We start from the raw sequence: 18945 nt of genomic DNA, 5'->3' as shown, positions 1-18945 counted from the left end.
TGAAATGGGGCGAAAGTCTGTGGACTCTGTGTAAGACAGTACATGGTTTTTTAACTGTGGTATGCGACGGTGGTGGAAGCAGAAACTTAAATCGTGAGGTTTAGGAATCGCCGCACTTTTAGGGCGGCGAGGATGTCAAGGCTAACCATTACCCCAATTCCAGAATTATCCGTTTTTTTTAGGTTTTCTTGACTACTATTCGGCGGTAGCCAATCCAGCTTCGGTGCTGCCGGTGCTGCGACGACGGGTGAGAGTATTAAAGAGCATAATTCCGATCGCTTTGATCAGATTACCTTCCAACTCTTGGAACATTTTCATGTTCATGCCAAAAGCGGCGTTAGCTTCGGCGACAATGCGATCGGCCATGGCTTGATCCACCGGTAACTCGTCGAGGGTTTGACGATAGTGGTTTTTGTAGGCTTTTTCGTCGGGAATATCTTTGAAATCATAGAAAGCTGTGCCACCAGTTTCCAGATTCATCGCTTTTTCGGCGATTTTTTTCAATATTTGCCCCCCGGACAGATCGCCGAGATAACGGGTATAGGAATGAGCGACTAATAATTCGGGTTCTTTTGTGGCGATTTCCCGAATCCGGTCAACGTAGGCCTGACCTGCCGGAGATAAAGCGATCTCGTTGCGCCAATTGGGACCATAATAAAAATATAAATCCTGTTCCAGCGCATTTTTGCGATTGAGTTCAGGAAAACAGATTTTAGAAACGACGGGATGACTAGGAAGTTTTTCCATCTCCTCCTCCATGGCCGAATAGACGAAGTAGAGGTTAGCCACCAGTTTGCGATAGGAAGTTTTTTCTACCACACCTTTGAGAAAACACTTGACAAAACCGACGTTTTCTGCCATGGTGTGGGATTTTTTCGTGCCTTCTCGCAGTTGAGTTGATAAATTAACGCTCATATTATGATCACCTGTTGGGATGAGTGGAATGGATCGGGTTCGTTACAGATGCTTACTAAAACCGTCTATTTTGGTAGATTAAACTGAATCGATCGGTAATTTTATTAAGAATTTTTACAGTGCCTCTGGGGGAGCTTAGGGGAGAAATTTAGCTCTAGCAGGACTTGACCGCCGGTTGAAACCGGTATCGATCGAGATGGCGAAATTGTAAAGATTAGTGAAAAACTGCTCCCTAGTTGATCTTGGTGAGAGAGAGGGTGTAGTCTAGCGCCAATATCAATTCTTGCTCGACATTCTTCACACTTCTTAGAAATTCTTAACATTCAGGAGACTTATATCAGCAAAATTTCACAAATTAAAACCGAATTTAGCAATCATGCTTATAATCAGTACAGGATTCTTTATGTTGTGCTAAACTCAAGCCCTTGAGAGACAAAGCCCTAGTTGCGATGTCAGCGAGAACACATTGAGCAACCCCCTACCCAAACCCTTAGTCATAACACTCTGGTAATGCCCCGAATACTTGTAATCGATGATGATCCTGCAATCGCGGAATTAGTCTCCATCAACCTGGAGATGGCGGGTTATGACGTTAATCCCGCAGAGGACGGGATTAAAGGCCAGGCCTTGGCCGTCCAGTTACAACCCGATTTAATCATGCTGGATTTAATGCTGCCCAAAGTCGATGGTTTTACTGTCTGTCAGCGTTTGCGACGAGATGAACGCACGTCCGACATCCCGATTTTGATGCTCACAGCCTTGGGACAAACCCAAGATAAAGTGGAAGGTTTTAACGCGGGTGCCGATGATTACCTGACCAAACCTTTCGAGGTGGAGGAAATGTTAGCTAGGGTACGCGCTCTCCTCAGACGCACCGATCGCATTCCCCAAGCCGCTAAACACTCAGAAATACTCAGTTTTGGACCTTTAACCCTGGTTCCCGAACGTTTTGAGGCGGTCTGGTTTGAAAGTGTGGTCAAGTTAACCCATCTAGAATTCGAGTTACTCCACTGTCTTCTCCAACGTCACGGTCAAACCGTTTCCCCTAGTGATATTCTCAAGGAGGTCTGGGGATACGATCCCGATGATGATATCGAGACTATTCGCGTTCATATTCGCCATTTGAGAACGAAACTAGAACCCGATCCCCGCCACCCTCGCTATATTAAAACCGTTTACGGTGCGGGTTATTGTCTGGAGTTACCCACCAATGAACAGGTGGTGCTTGATTCATCGGTGGCAACAGTTTAAACAGGGAGCGGATAGGCAATAGGGACAATTGTTTCCTCGCTCCTCCTGTTCAGATTGAGAGGGTTCGACCGGCGGTTGGGTTTTGATGGCTATGGCTGAGGCCTCTTTTTCTCCCTGACTATAACGAGGGGAAAACACCCCCAGCAAGTCAGGACAATGGCGGGAGTAACTACTGGTTTAAGGTAAATCCGTCGCCCCCATCAAAAAGCGATCGCATTCCCTGGCGGCCCCGCGACCTTCATTAATCGCCCAAACCACCAAACTTTGACCACGACGACAATCCCCTGCGGCGAACACTTTCGGTAAGCTAGTGGCAAATTGACCGTGTTCGGCCTTGATATTGCTGCGGGCATCCTTTTCTAAGCCTAAATCATCGAGTAAAGGCTGTTCTGGTCCCAAAAATCCCATGGCTAATAGAACTAATTGTGTCGGGATGAATTTTTCGGTTCCTGCTACCGGTTGGGGGATAAACTGCCCTTTTTCGTTGCGTTGCCATTCCACCTGTACCGTGTGAATCCCTGTGACGTTGCCCTCGCTATCCCCCTCGAATTTAGTCGCTGTGGTGGTATAAACCCGGGGGTCATCGCCAAAACGCGCGGCCGCTTCCTCTTGTCCATAGTCCAGACGGTAGATTTTCGGCCATTCGGGCCAGGGATTATCGGCGGCCCGTTCTCGGGGCGGTTGCGGCATGATCTCTAATTGGGTGACGCTACGGCAGTTATGACGCAGAGAAGTCCCCACACAGTCGGTTCCCGTGTCGCCACCGCCGATAATTACCACGTCTTTACCCGCGGCCGAGATAAAATCCTCCCCGGGCTGTCCGTCTAATAGTGCCTTTGTATTAGCGGTGAGAAACTCCATGGCGAAGTGAATGCCCTTTAATTGGCGACCTTCGATGTTTAAATCCCGGGGTTTGGTGGCCCCGGTACAGATAACCACGGCATCGTATTCGTTTAATAGGTCTTGGGCGCTGATATCCTTGCCCACTTCCGTGTTACAGACCATTTTTACCCCTTCCTGTTCGAGCATCTGGAGACGACGCAGAACGACTTCTTCCTTATCTAACTTCATGTTGGGGATACCGTACATTAATAGACCCCCGGGACGGTCGGCCCGTTCATAAACTGTCACCCAGTGACCAGCTTTATTTAACTGGTCGGCGGCTGCTAATCCCGCAGGTCCGGAACCGATCACGGCCACTTTTTTGCCGGTACGGATTGCGGGGGGATTGGCAGTAATCCAACCGGATTCCCAACCTTTGTCAATAATCGAACATTCAATATTTTTGATCGTAACGGGGGGATTATGAATACCGAGAACACAGGAACCCTCACAGGGAGCGGGGCAGACTCTACCGGTAAATTCGGGGAAATTATTGGTTTTATGGAGGCGATCGAGGGCTTCTCGCCACAATCCTCGATAGATTAAATCATTCCATTCGGGAATCAGGTTATTAATCGGGCAACCACTGGCCATGCCACTAATTAGCGTTCCCGTGTGACAAAATGGTGTACCACAATCCATACAACGGGCGGCCTGATTGCGGAGTTTATCTTCTGGCATGGGAAGATGAAACTCATCCCAATTATGAAGGCGATCGAGGGGGGTAAGTTCGGAAGGAAGTTCACGCAGGAATTCGATAAAGCCAGTCGGTTTGCCCATAGTCTTTGTTATCTCTGTCGTTTATTCCCTATCTTCCTTCACAGTTCGATCGATCCCCGCAACTTTACCGATTTCTTTAATCTTATCGGCAGCTCAGTGGACTAACAGGCGGTAATTTTGACAAATTCGGGAATTAACTATTGAGTTAAAAACAGGCGATTTCAAGAGGAAGGGGGCAATTCTAAGGGGATAGCCCCGATGATTCCCTTACGAAAATCATTGAGTAACTGCATGGCTGCCCTTTCTTTATCCTCTTGATATTTGAGATTGGCCAATTTTTCGATAAAATCTTCCCCGGTTATGTCTAGGGTATTCAACCCATAACGAGATTGTAAAAGACCTTCATAGTGTAATTCTACTAATAAATCGACAAAAGCCGCCGCTATCCTTTGGTTATCATAACCAGCATCCCCAATATCCTCACAGATAGCTAATTTCACCGCATCCCTTTGATTATCTAAACGGGAAGGGATCACCCCCGGCGCGTCTAATAGTTCTAAGGTGTCGGAAATTCGTACCCATTGTAATTGTCGCGTTACTCCGGCCCTGCGGGCGCTGGCGACGACTTTTCGCCCTAATAAACGGTTAATCAGGGCAGATTTGCCCACATTGGGAAACCCGATCACCACGGCGCGCACTGGACGCGGTAACATTCCTCTTAGTTGACGTTTTTGGTTAATTTCATCGCCAATTTTTTCCGCCGCTTTGATAATTGCTTTAACTCTTTCTCCCTGTTTAGCGTTAGTAAAATAGACGGTTTTTCCTTGACTTTTAAACCATGTTACCCATTGTTGATGGGCAGATTCGGGAATCATATCGAGACGATTTAAGATTAACAAGCGCGGTTTATTGCCAATCCAATCGTCCACCTGCGGATGATGGGAAGCTAAGGGAATGCGAGCATCACGCACTTCTAAGACCACATCCACGAGTTTAAGATGTTCCTTGAGTTTTCTTTCCGCTTTGGCAATATGACCGGGATACCATTGAATTAACGACATGGGAGATGGGAGTATAAAATTAAATCTTATCAGGAATAGTCCCTAGATAGCTATAATTATCTGAGAAAAAGTTTAGTAATTTCACTGCAATTATAACAGGATTGTCGATGACTAATTTAAAAAAATGGCAAATTATTAAATCCGAGCTAGTTTTTCAGAATCGTTGGTGTCAAGTCCGTCAAGACGCGGTGAAGTTATCCTCTGGACAAGTTATCGATGATTATTTCGTTAATATTCGTCCTGAAATTGTTTTAGTTGTTCCAGTTACTGGGGATAATCAATTGGTTTTTGTCCGTCAATATCGTCACGGAGTTAAGGAAATTTTATTGGAATTTCCCGCCGGAGCAGTAGATGCGGGTGAAGATGATATTACTGCGGCAGCGCGTCGGGAATTCGAGGAGGAAACCGGTTATCAAAGTGATTCTCTAATAGCTCTGGCTGTTTTGTACGATAATCCTGTTAAAGATACTAACAGAATTCATATTTTTTTGGCTCTTAATGCTACTCCCACAGGTCAACAAAAGTTAGATATTACCGAGGAAATTGAAGTTATTCTTCGACCTTTAAAGGAAATTAATCCACAGGAAATTACCGTCTCTGGTAGTTTAGCTGCTTTCTATCTAGCGAGGGATTTTTTAAAGCAAAATTAAGGAGTTATAGCAGTTATATTAATGGGGAGGTAGAAAGTTTTCGTTTATTCCCACTTCCCCACTTCCCGCTCTCCTACCTCTGCGCTTTTCTCTACTGTTTGAACGGGATTTGTATTACTTTAAGTTTTATTTTTTTCACTTGTCTATGAGTAATTTTTTGATGATTGCTGGCTTTATCCTATCAGCTTATGCGATTGTTGCCAACGATTCCCTACAAACTTTAGGGACTTTTTTAAGTGCCAATGAAGAACGTCCCTGGTGGATTTTATGGCTGTACACCAGTATAATCTTAGCCTCGATTTTTATCGCTGGTTGGTATATTAATCAGGGAGATGTGGCTTATAATCGACTAGAAATGATTCCCTTCCCAGAAACTTTTACTTGGATTTATATCGTTCCTCCCTTAGCAATTTTAATTCTCACCACTTGGGGAATACCCGTGAGTACAACCTTTTTGGTTTTAACAGTTTTTGCTCCCCAATCTCTAGATGAAATGCTAGTTAAATCCGCTTGGGGTTATGCTCTTGCTGTTATAGTGGGGTTAGTAATCTATCGAATTATTTATCAATTAGAAAACTTTTTCCTAGAAACAGTTAATCAAGAACCTCAAAAAATCTGGGTAGTTTTACAGTGGTTATCCACCGGGTTTCTCTGGAGTCAATGGTTAATGCAAGATTTTGCTAATATTTTCGCCTATCTTCCCAGAAAGTTGGCAGCAACATGGTTAGTTTTATCTCTAACAGTTATGCTACTCCTGCAAACCATCATTTTTATTAATCACGGTGGTCAAATCGAGAAAATTGTCACTAGCAAAACTAACGCCCATGATCTGCGTTCTGCAACAATTATTAACTTAATTTATGGTCTAATTTTACTGTTTTTCGTTGGCTATAATCATATTCCCATGAGTACCACTTGGGTATTTTTAGGTTTATTAGGAGGTCGAGAAATTTCTCTGACTTTAACCAGAGAAAAACCTAATTTAGCAGCCACGGGTAAACTGGTTTTAGGGGATGCCTTGAAAGCTTTTATCGGTATGATAGTTAGTGTTACTATCGCTCTTGCTTTACCTCTACTCGCTCAAAAAATTAACTATCTATAGGAAGTGGGGTGTGGGGTGTGGGGTGTGGGGAGATGTAAATTAAGAATAACAAGATTGGGCAGATAGGCGATCGATTGTTGACCCGGAGTGATAAAGTTTTCTATTGCTGATAATCTCGAAATTATCATTCAACCAGATTAAAGATGCTTCTGTGACTAGACCTTCTTCAAGAGTGACTAGGGAAAAATTGCGAGATTTACCCGTATCGGAGTGGAGAATGCGAGGGACACTGGCAGCATTCAGATAAACAGTTCCCATCTCGGAAGTGACCACGGGATTGCGTAAACGGGAAGTAGTATGACGGAGACGGTGGTGCATATGACCGAAACTGACGAGAGAAACCTGTTTTCCTAATAGCTGTGCTTGTTCGATGGCCGCCGCTAAATCGGGATCCCCGTGGTCCCCTCCCAAAGGTTGCCAATCGCGACCACAGATAGCTTCCGCTTCCTTTCCTAGTCCGGCCGGACCATTGTGACCTAAAAAAATCAGGTTATTATAGGCAGTATCTTGAATATTAGCGATAATTTTGGCGGTAGATTCGGCAAAACTGCTGATATTATAGCGTTCTTGAAAAAATTCCCCATTTTTCCACTCGGATCCCCCCCAAGTAAAAGGACGACCCCCAACAATCGAAAGCTCTAAACTGGGTAGGTCTAGTTTTGAGTAACCCACATGGGCAACCCCTAATAATTCTAACTGGGCGGTGACACGATCTTCTTGATTGCGATCGTAGGGACATTGTTTTCGTCCCCAGGGGGTGGCACTATACCAAGCGTCATGATTACCGAGAATAACGGCTTTTGGTAAGGACAAACTGGCAATCCGACCGACAATTTCTAGGGATTCATTGCCAAAATCGCCCACAAATAGGGCTAAATCCACTTGTAAAGCTTCTAGAGCTAAATTATCTTCTATTTCCCATTGGTCGTGAACGTCACCGATGACGGCGATTTTATAGGTGCGAGGGAAAGAACTTACCATTACCAGTTATCAACTATCATTTACCATTAAAGATCATAACTAGGGTTTGCGGCAAAAAGTACGGGCGAAGCATTCGGATAGAAAATCTCCGGTTTCAGCGATAGGTTATTGCCCGAATGCTTCGCCCCTACAGGACGCGGGCCGATGAAGACGCAAGGTTTTGAACCACGATTCTCTCAAAATCTTGCATCTGTGGGGGCGAAACAGAACCCTAAAACCCTTACCTCGTCTATATTTCACATTTATTCAGCAAACCCTAACTAGGATTGGTAGTCGAAAACCGTGGGCAAGAAAGAGAGATTTTTTCTCAAACTACCAATGAAAAGGTAAAGATTTAAAACAAAGTTACCCACAGTCATCGGTTTGTTTGTAAATTTAGATACAGAATTATCAGGGTGATCTGTGTATGTCTTTACTACAATACCGCACTACTGCCGTTGTTACTCGCCCCCAAGCAAACACATGGGTACAACTCAGAATGCTCCCCTCTCCATACAGCTTTGATGAAGCACTACTACTCTGTGAACAGGATCAGGGCCGTTGGGTGGCATGGATTCCCGATTTTGGCGAAATTATCTTGATCGAAGGGCAATTTGAGGGATAAACTAACTCTTGCTCACAATTAAAGCAGATAAACAGCGATCGATCACTTGTTTTAATACTAGAGCCGTCCAATCGATATCGGCCGCGCTGGTGTCCCTTCCCAGGGTTAAACGAATTCCCGCTAATGCTTCTCGATCGCTGTAGCCCATAGCTTTTAAAATTGGACTGGGGGAAAGTTTGCCACTATGACAGGCGGACCCAGAACTAATACCGATTCCTGCTAAATTAAGCTGACGAACTAGCTGTTTTCCCGTGATTTGACTGTCATCGTCCGGACGGACAATAAAGCTGACGTGGTGGGGTAAACGATAGAATCGGTCTCCTGTGGGCAGCAGATAAGGATAATCGGCTAAGAGGTCAAATAATCGATCTCGCAGGGCTATTAAACGCATTTTTTCGCTAATTAAATCTTTTTGGGCTAATTCGGCCGCTAAACCGAAAGCAGCGATCGCTGGTACGGCTGGGGTTCCCGATCGCAGACCTTTTTCCTGACCACCGCCCCGCAGTAATGGTAGAATATCGACACCGGCTCTGACGTATAAAGCTCCCGATCCTTGCATTCCATAAATTTTATGGCTGGAAAGAGATAATAAATCTACGGGCAGTTTTCGCACATCAATATCGCATCTTGCCGCCACCTGCACCGCATCGGTGTGAAAAAGAACTCCCCTTTCTCTGGCAATGCTGCCCAATTCTTCAATCGGTTGTAGGGTTCCCACCTCGCTTTGTCCGTAAATAATGGAAATTAAGACCGTATCGCTTTGAATTGCGGCTTTTAAGTCTAAAGGATTAACTCTACCTTGACGATTGACGGGAAGACGAGTAATTTGCCAACCTTGCTGCTCTAATTGTTTACAGGGTTCAGCGATCGCAGAATGTTCCACACTAGAAATAATAATATGACGGGGGCGGTTATACTGTTGAGCGACCCCGATAATCGCTAAATTATCGGCTTCTGTGCCGCCAGAAGTGAAGATAATCTGGTCCGGATTGGCATTAATTAACCCTGCCACCTGTTCTCTGGCCATTTCGATGACTGTCGCCGTATCCTGTCCCCAAGTGTGTAAACTGGAGGGGTTGCCCCCATGATGCTGGAGAATAGTGGCAACCCGCTCGATTACTTGGGGATGAGTGGGGGTAGTGGCGCTATAGTCAAGATAAATTTGCATTATTTTACAATCTGGCCGATAAGAAGCAAAGACAAGCAGCTATTTTCAGTTTAGCGGCTTAAGGATGAGAAAGCGGGTTTCTGAGTTGATGAGAAACCCGTTTTCTGGTGCGCTGGAAATCTACAAAAACAACCAGTATAACCATAGCAGTAATCCTAATCATCACGGTGCGCTCAACACTACCTTAGATGAATTGTTTAAGAAGTTAACACCCCAAAGGGTTGCTTCTCTGACGAGATTTCCCTTCATCCTTGATGCTCTATCTGCACTGAATACAATTTAATTTGGTATTCCAAAGCATAACAGAGATTGTCTCAAGCTGGTCGCGTCGCTAATACTTGCGGCGATTTTTCAGTAATCGGTAAACATTAACCGGTAATCAGTGAACGGCAAACTCAAATCTGATAACTGAGTCAAGATAGCTAAAAAACCCCCATCGCCCCACCATGCGTTTCAGACAAATTTTTATGCTTTTATTACATGGCTGACAATATTTTGTAACAATCTATACTATCTTTCCCGTTGAAGACTGTAAATTTAAGTTAATTGCTTCGGTGATAACCCTGAAATAAAGTGATCTTTCTAGCCCAGATGACTAAAAACCGCCCCTATCTATCGACTCCTCAAAACTGTTATGCTTCCGGAAAAAATCTCTTAGACAAAAACTATTGCTAAATCTCCCTAGATGGAGAAGCAAAAGCGATCGAGAGATAAAAATAGTTAAAGCCTCCTTACTGAATCAACAGTTACTTTCAAGAAATTTTCTCGGTTATCACCGCAGTCAGTTAGGGGAAGTAATGAGAATTTTTCACCGTTTCATCACCTTTGTTTAGTTTCTAATCACGATTTTTTAGTCCATGAGTAAACTTTCTAGACGTAGATTTATCTTCACTGCCGGGGCAACTGCCGTAGGAACAGCAATTCTCCACGGTTGCGCCACTCCCAATAATACCGCGACCAGTCCCTCCCCGGCTGGCAGTCCTGCCGCTTCCCCCGTTGCCGGTGGAGAAACTCCCGAAGTCACCACCGCTAAACTAGGTTTTATTGCCCTGACTGACTCTGCACCTTTAATTATTGCTAAAGAAAAAGGTTTATTCACTAAACACGGGATGCCCGATGTACAGGTGATGAAACAAGCCTCTTGGGCTGCAACCCGGGATAACCTCGAATTAGGTTCTGCGGGAAACGGTATCGACGGGTCCCACATCCTCAGCCCCATGCCCTACCTAATGACCTTGGGCAAAATTACCAAACAGCCCGTACCGATGTATATTCTGGCGCGTTTGAATACCAACGGTCAGGCGATATCGATCTCCAAATCCCACGCAGATTTAAAACTCGACCTCGACAGTTCTAAACTCAAAGAAACCCTCACCAAAGCGAAATCTGCCGGCAAAGAAATGAAAGCTGCCGTCACCTTTCCGGGGGGCAACCACGACCTGTTCATGCGTTACTGGCTATCTGCGGGCGGCATCGATCCCAATAATGACATCTCCCTCATCGTCGTTCCCCCGCCGCAGATGGTGGCCAATATGAAAGTCGGCACCATGGACGCGTTCTGTGTCGGCGAACCGTGGAACGCCCAAATCGTCTCCAAAGGCCTCGGGTACACTGCCCTGATCACTGGAGAATTCTGGAAGGATCACCCTGAAAAAGCTTTCGCTTTACGCGCCGATTGGGTGGATAAAAATCCCAAAGCGGCAAAAGCTTTAACCATGGCTGTTCTGGAAGCGCAACAATGGTGCAACGATCCCGCTAATGTTAAGGAAATGTGCGAGATTATTTCAGGACGGGAATGGCTGAAAATTGACCCCGCCGATATCTTGGGAAGAATGCAGGGTAATATCGATTTCGGTGATGGTCGCAAAATCGAAAATAGCCCCGTAGCCATGAAATTCTGGGCTGATAACGCTTCCTACCCCTACAAGAGTCATGATACTTGGTTTGTGACTGAAGACATCCGTTGGGGCTATATTCCCGCCGATACGGACATTAAAGCTTTAGTTGATAAAGTTAACCGGGAAGATATCTGGAGAGAAGCCGCCAAAGCCCTCAATGTTCCGGCTGATCAAATTCCCACCTCTACCTCTCGCGGTGTGGAAACTTTCTTTGATGGTGTGAAATTTGACCCCGAAAATCCCCAAGCTTACCTGAAATCTCTCAAGATTAAAAAGGTTTAAATCAGTGAGCAGTGAGCAGTGAGCAGTTAAAGATGATTCTCTGATAGCTGATAACTGAACCACTGATAACTGAACCACTTAACCACTGATAACTCAACCACTGATAACTGATAACTGATAACTGATTATGGCTGTTTCTATTTCTCGTCGTTCTCAAGGTCAAAAATGGGTAAAAGACCTGCAAAAAAAATTACCCAAACTAGCAACTTCGGCGATTGCTTTATTAATTTTCCTTCTCCTCTGGCAAATTCTCTGTTTTAGTCCCGATGCCCCCCTTCCTAGTCCCACCAAAGTGGTTAGCGATACCTGGGAATTAATTATTAATCCCTTTTTCAATAATGGTGGCACGGATGTGGGGTTATTCTGGCAAATTTTCGCTAGTTTACAACGGGTGGCCGTCGGTTTTACCCTTGCCGCTATTGTCGGCATCGCCGTAGGAATTTTAATCGGTAGTAGCGCCCTAGTTTATGATGCGATCGATCCGATTTTTCAAATCCTGCGTACCGTTCCCCCCCTAGCTTGGCTACCCATCTCCCTAGCGGCTTTTCGTAATAACGAACCTAGTGCCATATTTGTAATTTTTATTACAGCAATTTGGCCAATTATTATTAACACGGCCGTGGGAGTACAGCAGGTTCCCCAAGACTATAAAAACGTCTCTAGAGTGCTGAAATTATCCAAAGTTGAATACTTTTTCAATATTCTTTTTCCCGCCACCGTTCCCTACGTTTTCACGGGATTAAGAATCGGTATCGGTTTATCTTGGTTGGCGATTGTAGCGGCGGAAATGCTGATCGGTGGCGTGGGAATTGGCTTCTTTATCTGGGATGCTTGGAATAGTTCCATGATCAGTGAAATTATCCTCGCCCTGATTTATGTGGGTATTGTTGGTTTCCTACTCGATCGCCTCATGGCCTACATCGCTAAATTAGTTGTACCCGAAGAAAATAAATAGGGTTTGCGGCAAAAAATTTTTCGGTGGGGGCAGGGTGTGGGGAGCTTTTTAAGTAAACAGTAAACAGTAAACTAAAAACTCACATCTGATAACTGATAACTGATAACTGATAACTGATAACTGATAACTGATAACTGATAACTGAAAATGTCTGCATTTATTGAAGTCGATCACATTGATAAGGTTTTCCCTCTGCCCGATGGCCGTCAATATATCGCCCTAAAAAATATCGATCTCAGCGTTACTAAAGGGGAATTTATCTCTTTAATCGGTCACTCCGGTTGCGGGAAATCCACCCTCTTAAATATGGTCGCCGGACTCGATCGCCCCACGGTGGGGGGGGTGATTTTAGAGGGAAGAGAAATTAAAGACCCCGGTCCCGATCGCATGGTGGTGTTCCAGAATTATTCTCTGCTGCCTTGGTTAACCGTCCGGGAAAATATCGCCCTAGGAGTTAACCGTGTCCTGCGTCATCTGCCGGCCGCTGAACGCAAAAGTGTCATCGAACATAGTATCGATATGGTACACCTGCGCCATGCCGCCAACAAACGACCGGGAGAATTATCGGGAGGCATGAAACAACGGGTAGCGATCGCCCGCGCCTTAGCCCTACGGCCAAAAGTTCTGCTACTCGATGAACCCTTTGGGGCGCTGGATGCGTTAACCAGAGGCAATTTACAGGAACGTTTGATGGAAATCGTCGAGGAAAGCCACGTTACCTGTATCATGGTCACGCACGATGTGGATGAGGCGCTATTATTATCCGATCGAGTGGTGATGTTAACCACCGGACCGGAGGCCCATATCGGTCAGATTCTCGATGTTCCCATTCCCCGACCCCGGCATCGTTTGGAAGTGGTTAATCACCCCAGTTACTACTCCCTGCGTAACGAGATCGTTTATTTCCTCAACCAACAGAAGCGAGCGAAGAAAGTCGGTCAACCCACGGGAGCGGTGACGGTGATCGGCCAAGCTACCCGACTGAAAACCAATCCCACCATCGGTTTTATCCCCCTCACCGATTGCGCCCCGATTATTATCGCCAAAGAGAAAGGTTTCTTCGCCGAGGAAGGATTAGAGGATGTTATCCTGCAACGGGAACCCAACTGGAAAGCGCTCGCCCAAGGAGTGGCCACCGGTCGTCTCGATGCAGCCCAGATGGTGGCGGGAATGCCCCTGAGCATGACCATTGGGGCCGGCAATAAGCCCTCTGTCCCCGTGATTAGCGCTTTGGTACTCAGTCGCAACGGTAACGCCATCACCCTCAGCAATAAATACAGGGAATTGGGGGTAGAAAAACTCGAGGACTTAAAGGATGCCCTCCAGCAAAGTCCCGATAAAATCGCCACTTTCGGCATGGTTCACCCTGCTTCCATGCACAATCTACTGTTACGCTACTGGTTAGCTAGTGGCGGCATCGATCCCGATAGTGATGTGAATTTAGCCGTAATTCCGCCGCCTCAAATGGTTTCCCTACTAAAAGCGGGTAAGATCGACGGTTATTGTGTGGGGGAACCCTGGAACTCCTACGCCGTTCAGGAAAAATTAGGCTACGTTATCGCCACCGATCTTGATATTTGGCCCGGACACCAGGAAAAAGTCCTCGGAGTCAAGGAAACTTGGGCAGCGAAACATCCCGAAACCCATATCGCCATGGTGAAAGCTTTAATTAAAGCCTGCGAATACTGCGATGATCAGCGTAATCGAGAACATATCGTTAATATTCTCAGTCAGCCCCAGTATGTGGGTGTGGATAGGGCAATTATCCGCCCCGGTTTCCTCGATGGTTATGATCGCGGTTTAGGAACTGCCCCCGAACCCCTATTCCGATTTAATCAGTTTTACGTCGATCAAGCTAACTGTCCGGGCCGAAGTGAGGCCCTATGGACCCTAACTCAGCTTGCCCGTTGGGGTTACGCGCCTTTCCCTCGCAACTGGGTGGAAGTGATTGAACGCGTCCGTCGTCCCGATCTATTTGGCGAAGCTTGCAGGTCTCTGGGCCTTCCCGATTTGGAACCCGATCGCCACAGTTTTGCCCTCTTTGATCATCTTATTTTCAATCCCGACGATCCGATTGGCTATCTGGAACGTTTTTCGATCCGTCGCGATTATCGCGTCTCGGAAGTTCTCCTCGATGATCCTGTCGCTAATTAATGGTTGTGGTGGGCAAAGCCCACCTTAAAATAAATCTAGGACGAATATGCAAACTTTTACCGATAAGACCGTGAATTCCAGCACCACCACCCAGCCTTTTTTATTAGTTAGTAATGTTGCCAAAGAATACCCCACTCAAGCAGGGGTTTACACCGTTTTAGACGGTGTGGAGCTGCAAGTCAATGAGGGGGAATTTGTCTGCATTATCGGTCACTCCGGCTGCGGTAAATCGACCCTTTTAAATATGGTGGCGGGGTTTTCCTCTCCTAGTCGTGGGCAAGTGCTGCTACAGGATAAAGAGGTTAAGGAACCAGGACCGGACCGGATGATGGTGTTCCAAAATTATTCGCTTCTGCCCTGGAAAACTGCCTTTGAGAACGTTTATATCGGGGTTAATTCCGTTTATCCCCAAAAATCTCAGGCTGAGAAGGTGAAGATTGTGGAAGAAAATCTATCCCTAGTGGGATTGACAGAAGCAGCCCAGAAAAAACCTCCCCAATTATCGGGAGGCATGAAACAACGGGTAGCGATCGCCCGCGCCCTGGCCATTCGTCCCCAAGTCCTCATCCTCGATGAACCCTTTGGGGCCTTAGATGCGATCACCAAAGAGGAATTACAGGAAGAATTGCTGAAAATCTGGCAAGAACACCAGTTAACTGTGTTGATGATTACCCACGATATCGATGAGGCTTTGTTCTTGTGCGATCGCTTGGTGATGATGACCAACGGCCCGAGCGCTAAAATCGGTGAGGTGTTAAAGATGCCTTTTGCTCGTCCCCGGGTTCGTTCCCAAATTACCGAGGATCCCCGTTACTACGAACTCCGCAATGAAGCCCTCGATTTCCTCTACAATCGTTTTGCCCATTCGGAGGATCCTAACGAGGATGCCCCCGAACAACCCCCGACAGAAAATCTCGTGGGTAAAATTGTTACTACTATTGGTGGCATAGCCTTACTCGCTTTTGTCGGTTTTAGTCTAATACAAATGTTCACTAGCAAGACTCCCAATACCGCTAATCCCGCTACCATAGAGGCCCCCAGATAAGTAACAGTTATCAGTTATCAGTTATCAGTTATCAGTTATCAGATTTGAGTTTTAAGTGACAGTATTAAAGAGAAGTTTCCTACTGTCTTTTCACTGATTACTGCTTACTGTTTACTGACCAAAGATAAACCAGAAAGAGATAAAGAACAAAAAGCTGAAAACTGATCACACAAAAGACAAGAGAGGCATTTAGATACGCGGGCAGCTGACTTAATTTCCCGAATATTTTCCGATTAATCTCTGGAGAGTTCATCCATGATTAAGATGTTCAAATACCGATTTATCACCGATATCGTTGGGGAGAGGTTGGCTTAACTTTCCCAGAGCAAAGATAACGAATAAAGTCGCCCAGAGAATTAATAGCCCCTTCTCCCAATTTAAGGGCAATATCCCCAAAAGATGACCGAGTAAAAGGGTGGGAACTAGAGGGGTTAAAAACTTGGTTTCTAGACGATTAAAACAAAAAGCTTCTTTGAAATAAATCCCCGTGAGACTAGCAAAAATAAAGCCCACACCGAATAAACTCACCGGGTGGTGATAGACAAATTCTAGGGGAGAAAGGTGAGAATAGAGGCTGAAAATTAGGGAAGTAATCGCCCCAATTAGCCAAAAAACTTGCAGGAGACGATGAAGGGGAATTAAATATATATGGATAGTCAATAAACTGATGCCTAACCCCAGACAAAAACCAATGTATAAAAGGTTGGTTAGGGGCAATAATTGCGGTCGGGTGAGAACTATAATTGTAGCGACAGCAAAACTAAAAGCCGCTAAATTTAACCCCAGACGGTAGAGACGCACACCTAGGCGATCGCTATCCGTAATCGTAAACTCTCCGAATTGACCTTGATAAACTCGATCGACAGTAGAGGAAGTCATAAGCTCTAAAGAAAAAGGGAAGCTTAGAAAAGATCGACTACAAATCATCTTAAGCTTAAATTATGCCAGTAGCCTCACTTCTTCCCCCTCTCGGCTGACTAATTGCGATTTTAGTAGTCAATCAAGCTAAAAATTATGATTAATTGGGATAAAAAGACTATATATCTTATTTTACTACGTTTTTCTTTTTCTAACTTCTAATTCCTTTTCATTTCAGTAATTATTTTTGGTGTCAGAGACTTTATGAACTCAACTAGCGAAATTTTGATCGTGGGCGGTGGTATCATCGGATTAGCGATCGCCGTCGATTTGCAATTGCGCGGGGCAAAAGTTACCCTCCTAGTTCGAGATATAGCTCAGGCCGCTAGTCGTGCGGCTGCGGGAATGTTGGCCCCCCATGCGGAGGGGATTCCCCCGAGTCCCTTTCTCGATCTTTGTCTGCAATCGCGCTGGCTATATCCAGAGTGGAGCCGCAAAATCGAGGATTTAACGGGGATAAACAGCGGTTACTATCCCTGCGGTATTCTTGCTCCCGTTTACGAGCTAGATCAGCCCGTTACTACCGAGGAAGTTAATAAAATTTGGTTAGACAGCAATGCAGTTCACCTTTACCAACCCGGACTAGGTAAAGATGTGATCGGTGGTTGGTGGTATCCCGACGATGGACAAGTGGATAACCGGCAGCTAGTGACTGCGCTGCAACAAGCGGCCGAAAATTTAGGGGTAGAAATTCGCCAAGGCATCGAAGTCCACGCCATACAGCAAAAGCAGGGAAAAGTCAAGAGTATTTATACCTCAATTGGGGAATTAGAAGCAAAAATTTACATTTTAGCGACGGGAGCCTGGACGAGTCAACTTTTACCCCTCCCCATCCATCCCGTCAAAGGTCAAATGGCCGCGGTAAAAATGCCCCCTAACCAGACCTTAGCGAGAGTTTTATTCGGTCCGCAAACCTATCTGGTTCCCCGTCGCAATGGTCGTTTAATTATCGGGGCCACTTCCGAAAAAGTGGCCTGGCAAACGGGTAATACACCCCAAGGACTACAAACCCTTTTTGAGCGCGCTACCCGTCTCTATCCCCCTTTAGCTGACTGGGAAATCGAGGAAATGTGGTGGGGATTCCGCCCGGGTACAGCGGATGAATTGCCCATTTTAGGCTGCAGTAGCTGTGATAACCTGATTTTAGCCACCGGTCACTATCGTAACGGCATTTTACTCGCTCCTGTCACTGCTTCCTTGATCGCTGACCTGGTGATTAATGACAAAGTTAATCCCATTTTGACCCATTTTAGCTGCGATCGCTTTAATCAACCATCCCCCGTTACTGTTCCACCTATGTCCTTAACTATCCTTGAGAATAAACCCCAAGCGCTTTTATCGCCCCAGAATGATCGCCTCACCATTGCCGGGAAAACCTTTCACTCCCGCTTGATGACTGGGACTGGCAAATATGCCAATCTGACGACTATGCAGGAAAGTATTAGTGCCAGTGAATGTCAGATTGTCACAGTTGCCGTTAGACGAGTACAAACGAACGCACCCGGTCATGAGGGATTAGCAGAGGCGATTGATTGGTCGAAAATCTGGATGTTACCCAACACTGCCGGTTGTCAAACGGCCGAAGAAGCGATTCGGGTGGCTCGTTTAGGGCGAGAAATGGCCAAATTATTGGGACAGGAAGACAATAACTTTATTAAACTCGAAGTTATTCCCGATCCTAAATATTTATTACCCGATCCGATCGGAACTTTGCAAGCGGCGGAACAATTAGTTAAAGAAGGTTTTGCCGTACTGCCCTATATTAATGCCGATCCTCTCTTGGCCAAACGTTTAGAGGAGGCTGGCTGCGCCACGGTTATGCCCCTAGGATCGCCGATCGGGTCGGGACAGGGCCTTAAAAATGAGGCAAATATCGCGATTATCATCGAATCGGCCAAAATTCCCGTGGTGGTAGATGCCGGGATCGGTACACCCTCAGAAGCAGCCCGGGCCATGGAAATGGGGGCCGATGCTTTATTAATTAACAGTGCGATCGCTATGGCGGCCAATCCGGCTATGATGGCGCAAGCCATGGTAATGGCGGCAAAAGCGGGACGTTTAGCCTATTTAGCGGGAAGAATGCCGATTAAGTCCTATGCTAGTCCTAGTTCCCCCCTGACGGGAACGATCGCCTAACCCAGTGATCTTAAGCTGGCAATGGGCTGTTTTCAGCTATCGTGGGCGGGGCGAGAAAAATTGACTAGAATAAAAGAGGTGGAATCTTGACATCCTCGCCGCCCTAAAAGTGCGGCGATTCCTAAACCTCACGATTTAAGTTTCTGCTTCCACCACCGTCGCATACCACAGTTAAAAAACCATGTACTGTCTTACACAGAGTCCACAGACTTTCGCCCCATTT

The 18945-nt window shown here is 45.9% G+C and carries 16 protein-coding genes; 10 read left to right on the top strand and 6 right to left on the bottom strand.

The genetic code is table 11. The features are described 5' to 3' along the window. Positions 1 to 195: 195 nt before the first annotated feature. Positions 196 to 915 (bottom strand): biliverdin-producing heme oxygenase, encoded by a 720-nt coding sequence (locus IM500_RS23190; protein ID WP_190723331.1) that lies wholly within the window; start codon positions 913 to 915, stop codon positions 196 to 198. A 510-nt stretch (positions 916 to 1425) separates the two neighbouring features. Here IM500_RS23190 and rpaA point away from each other — a divergent pair. After that, positions 1426 to 2166, top strand: coding sequence for a two component system response regulator RpaA (rpaA, locus tag IM500_RS23185; protein WP_002768502.1), 741 nt, complete (start codon positions 1426 to 1428; stop codon positions 2164 to 2166). A 177-nt stretch (positions 2167 to 2343) separates the two neighbouring features. Here rpaA and IM500_RS23180 read toward each other — a convergent pair whose 3' ends face one another. Beyond that, positions 2344 to 3828: a glutamate synthase subunit beta gene (locus IM500_RS23180; RefSeq protein WP_190723329.1), complete on the bottom strand. Its 1485-nt coding sequence runs from the start codon at positions 3826 to 3828 to the stop codon at positions 2344 to 2346. A 161-nt stretch (positions 3829 to 3989) separates the two neighbouring features. Next, on the bottom strand, positions 3990 to 4829 hold the full coding sequence (gene ylqF / locus IM500_RS23175) for a ribosome biogenesis GTPase YlqF (RefSeq protein ID WP_190723327.1): 840 nt from the start codon (positions 4827 to 4829) through the stop codon (positions 3990 to 3992). A gap of 107 nt (positions 4830 to 4936) precedes the next feature. On the opposite strand from ylqF, the gene IM500_RS23170 reads away from it, so the two are divergent. Continuing rightward, on the top strand, positions 4937 to 5479 hold the full coding sequence (locus IM500_RS23170; RefSeq protein ID WP_190723325.1) for an NUDIX hydrolase: 543 nt from the start codon (positions 4937 to 4939) through the stop codon (positions 5477 to 5479). Positions 5480 to 5639: 160 nt separating this feature from the next. After that, positions 5640 to 6581, top strand: a complete 942-nt coding sequence (locus IM500_RS23165) for a hypothetical protein (RefSeq protein WP_190723419.1) — start codon at positions 5640 to 5642, stop codon at positions 6579 to 6581. A 39-nt stretch (positions 6582 to 6620) separates the two neighbouring features. Here the strand turns inward: IM500_RS23165 and IM500_RS23160 are convergent, their stop codons facing one another. Next, positions 6621 to 7562 carry a TIGR04168 family protein gene (locus IM500_RS23160; RefSeq protein ID WP_190723323.1) on the bottom strand — a complete coding sequence of 314 codons (942 nt, stop codon included), beginning with the start codon at positions 7560 to 7562 and terminating at the stop codon, positions 6621 to 6623. A 406-nt stretch (positions 7563 to 7968) separates the two neighbouring features. On the opposite strand from IM500_RS23160, the gene IM500_RS23155 reads away from it, so the two are divergent. Then, a complete protein-coding gene (locus tag IM500_RS23155) occupies positions 7969 to 8166 on the top strand; it encodes a hypothetical protein (protein ID WP_002784450.1) in 198 nt (65 codons plus the stop codon). A 1-nt stretch (position 8167) separates the two neighbouring features. On the opposite strand, the gene IM500_RS23150 is transcribed toward IM500_RS23155, so the two are convergent. Continuing rightward, a complete protein-coding gene (locus IM500_RS23150; RefSeq protein WP_287739618.1) occupies positions 8168 to 9334 on the bottom strand; it encodes a cysteine desulfurase family protein in 1167 nt (388 codons plus the stop codon). An 88-nt stretch (positions 9335 to 9422) separates the two neighbouring features. Here IM500_RS23150 and IM500_RS23145 point away from each other — a divergent pair, with 88 nt between their 5' ends. The 5 genes from IM500_RS23145 to IM500_RS23125 all read left to right on the top strand — a co-directional run bounded on the left by IM500_RS23145 (position 9423) and on the right by IM500_RS23125 (position 15668). Further along, positions 9423 to 9617, top strand: a complete 195-nt coding sequence (locus IM500_RS23145; protein WP_190723320.1) for a hypothetical protein — start codon at positions 9423 to 9425, stop codon at positions 9615 to 9617. 574 nt (positions 9618 to 10191) lie between these two features. Continuing rightward, positions 10192 to 11514, top strand: coding sequence for a CmpA/NrtA family ABC transporter substrate-binding protein (locus tag IM500_RS23140; RefSeq protein WP_287739617.1), 1323 nt, complete (start codon positions 10192 to 10194; stop codon positions 11512 to 11514). A gap of 127 nt (positions 11515 to 11641) precedes the next feature. Next, entirely contained in the window at positions 11642 to 12469 is an 828-nt protein-coding gene (gene ntrB / locus IM500_RS23135) for a nitrate ABC transporter permease (protein ID WP_190723316.1), read from the top strand. A 147-nt stretch (positions 12470 to 12616) separates the two neighbouring features. Then, positions 12617 to 14623: an ABC transporter ATP-binding/substrate-binding protein gene (locus IM500_RS23130; protein WP_287739616.1), complete on the top strand. Its 2007-nt coding sequence runs from the start codon at positions 12617 to 12619 to the stop codon at positions 14621 to 14623. Positions 14624 to 14669: 46 nt separating this feature from the next. Next, entirely contained in the window at positions 14670 to 15668 is a 999-nt protein-coding gene (locus IM500_RS23125; RefSeq protein ID WP_190723313.1) for a nitrate ABC transporter ATP-binding protein, read from the top strand. Between the two features lie 249 nt (positions 15669 to 15917). On the opposite strand, the gene IM500_RS23120 is transcribed toward IM500_RS23125, so the two are convergent. Continuing rightward, positions 15918 to 16547, bottom strand: coding sequence for a DUF2301 domain-containing membrane protein (locus IM500_RS23120; protein WP_190723311.1), 630 nt, complete (start codon positions 16545 to 16547; stop codon positions 15918 to 15920). A gap of 243 nt (positions 16548 to 16790) precedes the next feature. On the opposite strand from IM500_RS23120, the gene thiO reads away from it, so the two are divergent. After that, positions 16791 to 18722 carry a glycine oxidase ThiO gene (gene thiO, locus IM500_RS23115; RefSeq protein WP_287739615.1) on the top strand — a complete coding sequence of 644 codons (1932 nt, stop codon included), beginning with the start codon at positions 16791 to 16793 and terminating at the stop codon, positions 18720 to 18722. Positions 18723 to 18945 lie beyond the last annotated feature (223 nt).

Source organism: Microcystis sp. M179S2 (genome assembly GCF_020245805.1).
Classification (GTDB): Bacteria; Cyanobacteriota; Cyanobacteriia; order Cyanobacteriales; family Microcystaceae; genus Microcystis; species Microcystis aeruginosa.
The sequence above is the reverse complement of the archived record's forward strand: the minus strand, read 5'-3'. Positions and strand labels throughout refer to the sequence as shown.

What these genes read in the sequence shown, in the direction of transcription:
- IM500_RS23190 (WP_190723331.1), bottom strand. Translation starts at nt 915, where the DNA reads ATGAGCGTTAATTTATCAACTCAACTGCGAGAAGGCACGAAAAAATCC.
- rpaA (WP_002768502.1), top strand. Translation starts at nt 1,426, where the DNA reads ATGCCCCGAATACTTGTAATCGATGATGATCCTGCAATCGCGGAATTA.
- IM500_RS23180 (WP_190723329.1), bottom strand. Translation starts at nt 3,828, where the DNA reads ATGGGCAAACCGACTGGCTTTATCGAATTCCTGCGTGAACTTCCTTCC.
- ylqF (WP_190723327.1), bottom strand. Translation starts at nt 4,829, where the DNA reads ATGTCGTTAATTCAATGGTATCCCGGTCATATTGCCAAAGCGGAAAGA.
- IM500_RS23170 (WP_190723325.1), top strand. Translation starts at nt 4,937, where the DNA reads ATGACTAATTTAAAAAAATGGCAAATTATTAAATCCGAGCTAGTTTTT.
- IM500_RS23165 (WP_190723419.1), top strand. Translation starts at nt 5,640, where the DNA reads ATGATTGCTGGCTTTATCCTATCAGCTTATGCGATTGTTGCCAACGAT.
- IM500_RS23160 (WP_190723323.1), bottom strand. Translation starts at nt 7,562, where the DNA reads ATGGTAAGTTCTTTCCCTCGCACCTATAAAATCGCCGTCATCGGTGAC.
- IM500_RS23155 (WP_002784450.1), top strand. Translation starts at nt 7,969, where the DNA reads ATGTCTTTACTACAATACCGCACTACTGCCGTTGTTACTCGCCCCCAA.
- IM500_RS23150 (WP_287739618.1), bottom strand. Translation starts at nt 9,334, where the DNA reads ATGCAAATTTATCTTGACTATAGCGCCACTACCCCCACTCATCCCCAA.
- IM500_RS23145 (WP_190723320.1), top strand. Translation starts at nt 9,423, where the DNA reads ATGAGAAACCCGTTTTCTGGTGCGCTGGAAATCTACAAAAACAACCAG.
- IM500_RS23140 (WP_287739617.1), top strand. Translation starts at nt 10,192, where the DNA reads ATGAGTAAACTTTCTAGACGTAGATTTATCTTCACTGCCGGGGCAACT.
- ntrB (WP_190723316.1), top strand. Translation starts at nt 11,642, where the DNA reads ATGGCTGTTTCTATTTCTCGTCGTTCTCAAGGTCAAAAATGGGTAAAA.
- IM500_RS23130 (WP_287739616.1), top strand. Translation starts at nt 12,617, where the DNA reads ATGTCTGCATTTATTGAAGTCGATCACATTGATAAGGTTTTCCCTCTG.
- IM500_RS23125 (WP_190723313.1), top strand. Translation starts at nt 14,670, where the DNA reads ATGCAAACTTTTACCGATAAGACCGTGAATTCCAGCACCACCACCCAG.
- IM500_RS23120 (WP_190723311.1), bottom strand. Translation starts at nt 16,547, where the DNA reads ATGACTTCCTCTACTGTCGATCGAGTTTATCAAGGTCAATTCGGAGAG.
- thiO (WP_287739615.1), top strand. Translation starts at nt 16,791, where the DNA reads ATGAACTCAACTAGCGAAATTTTGATCGTGGGCGGTGGTATCATCGGA.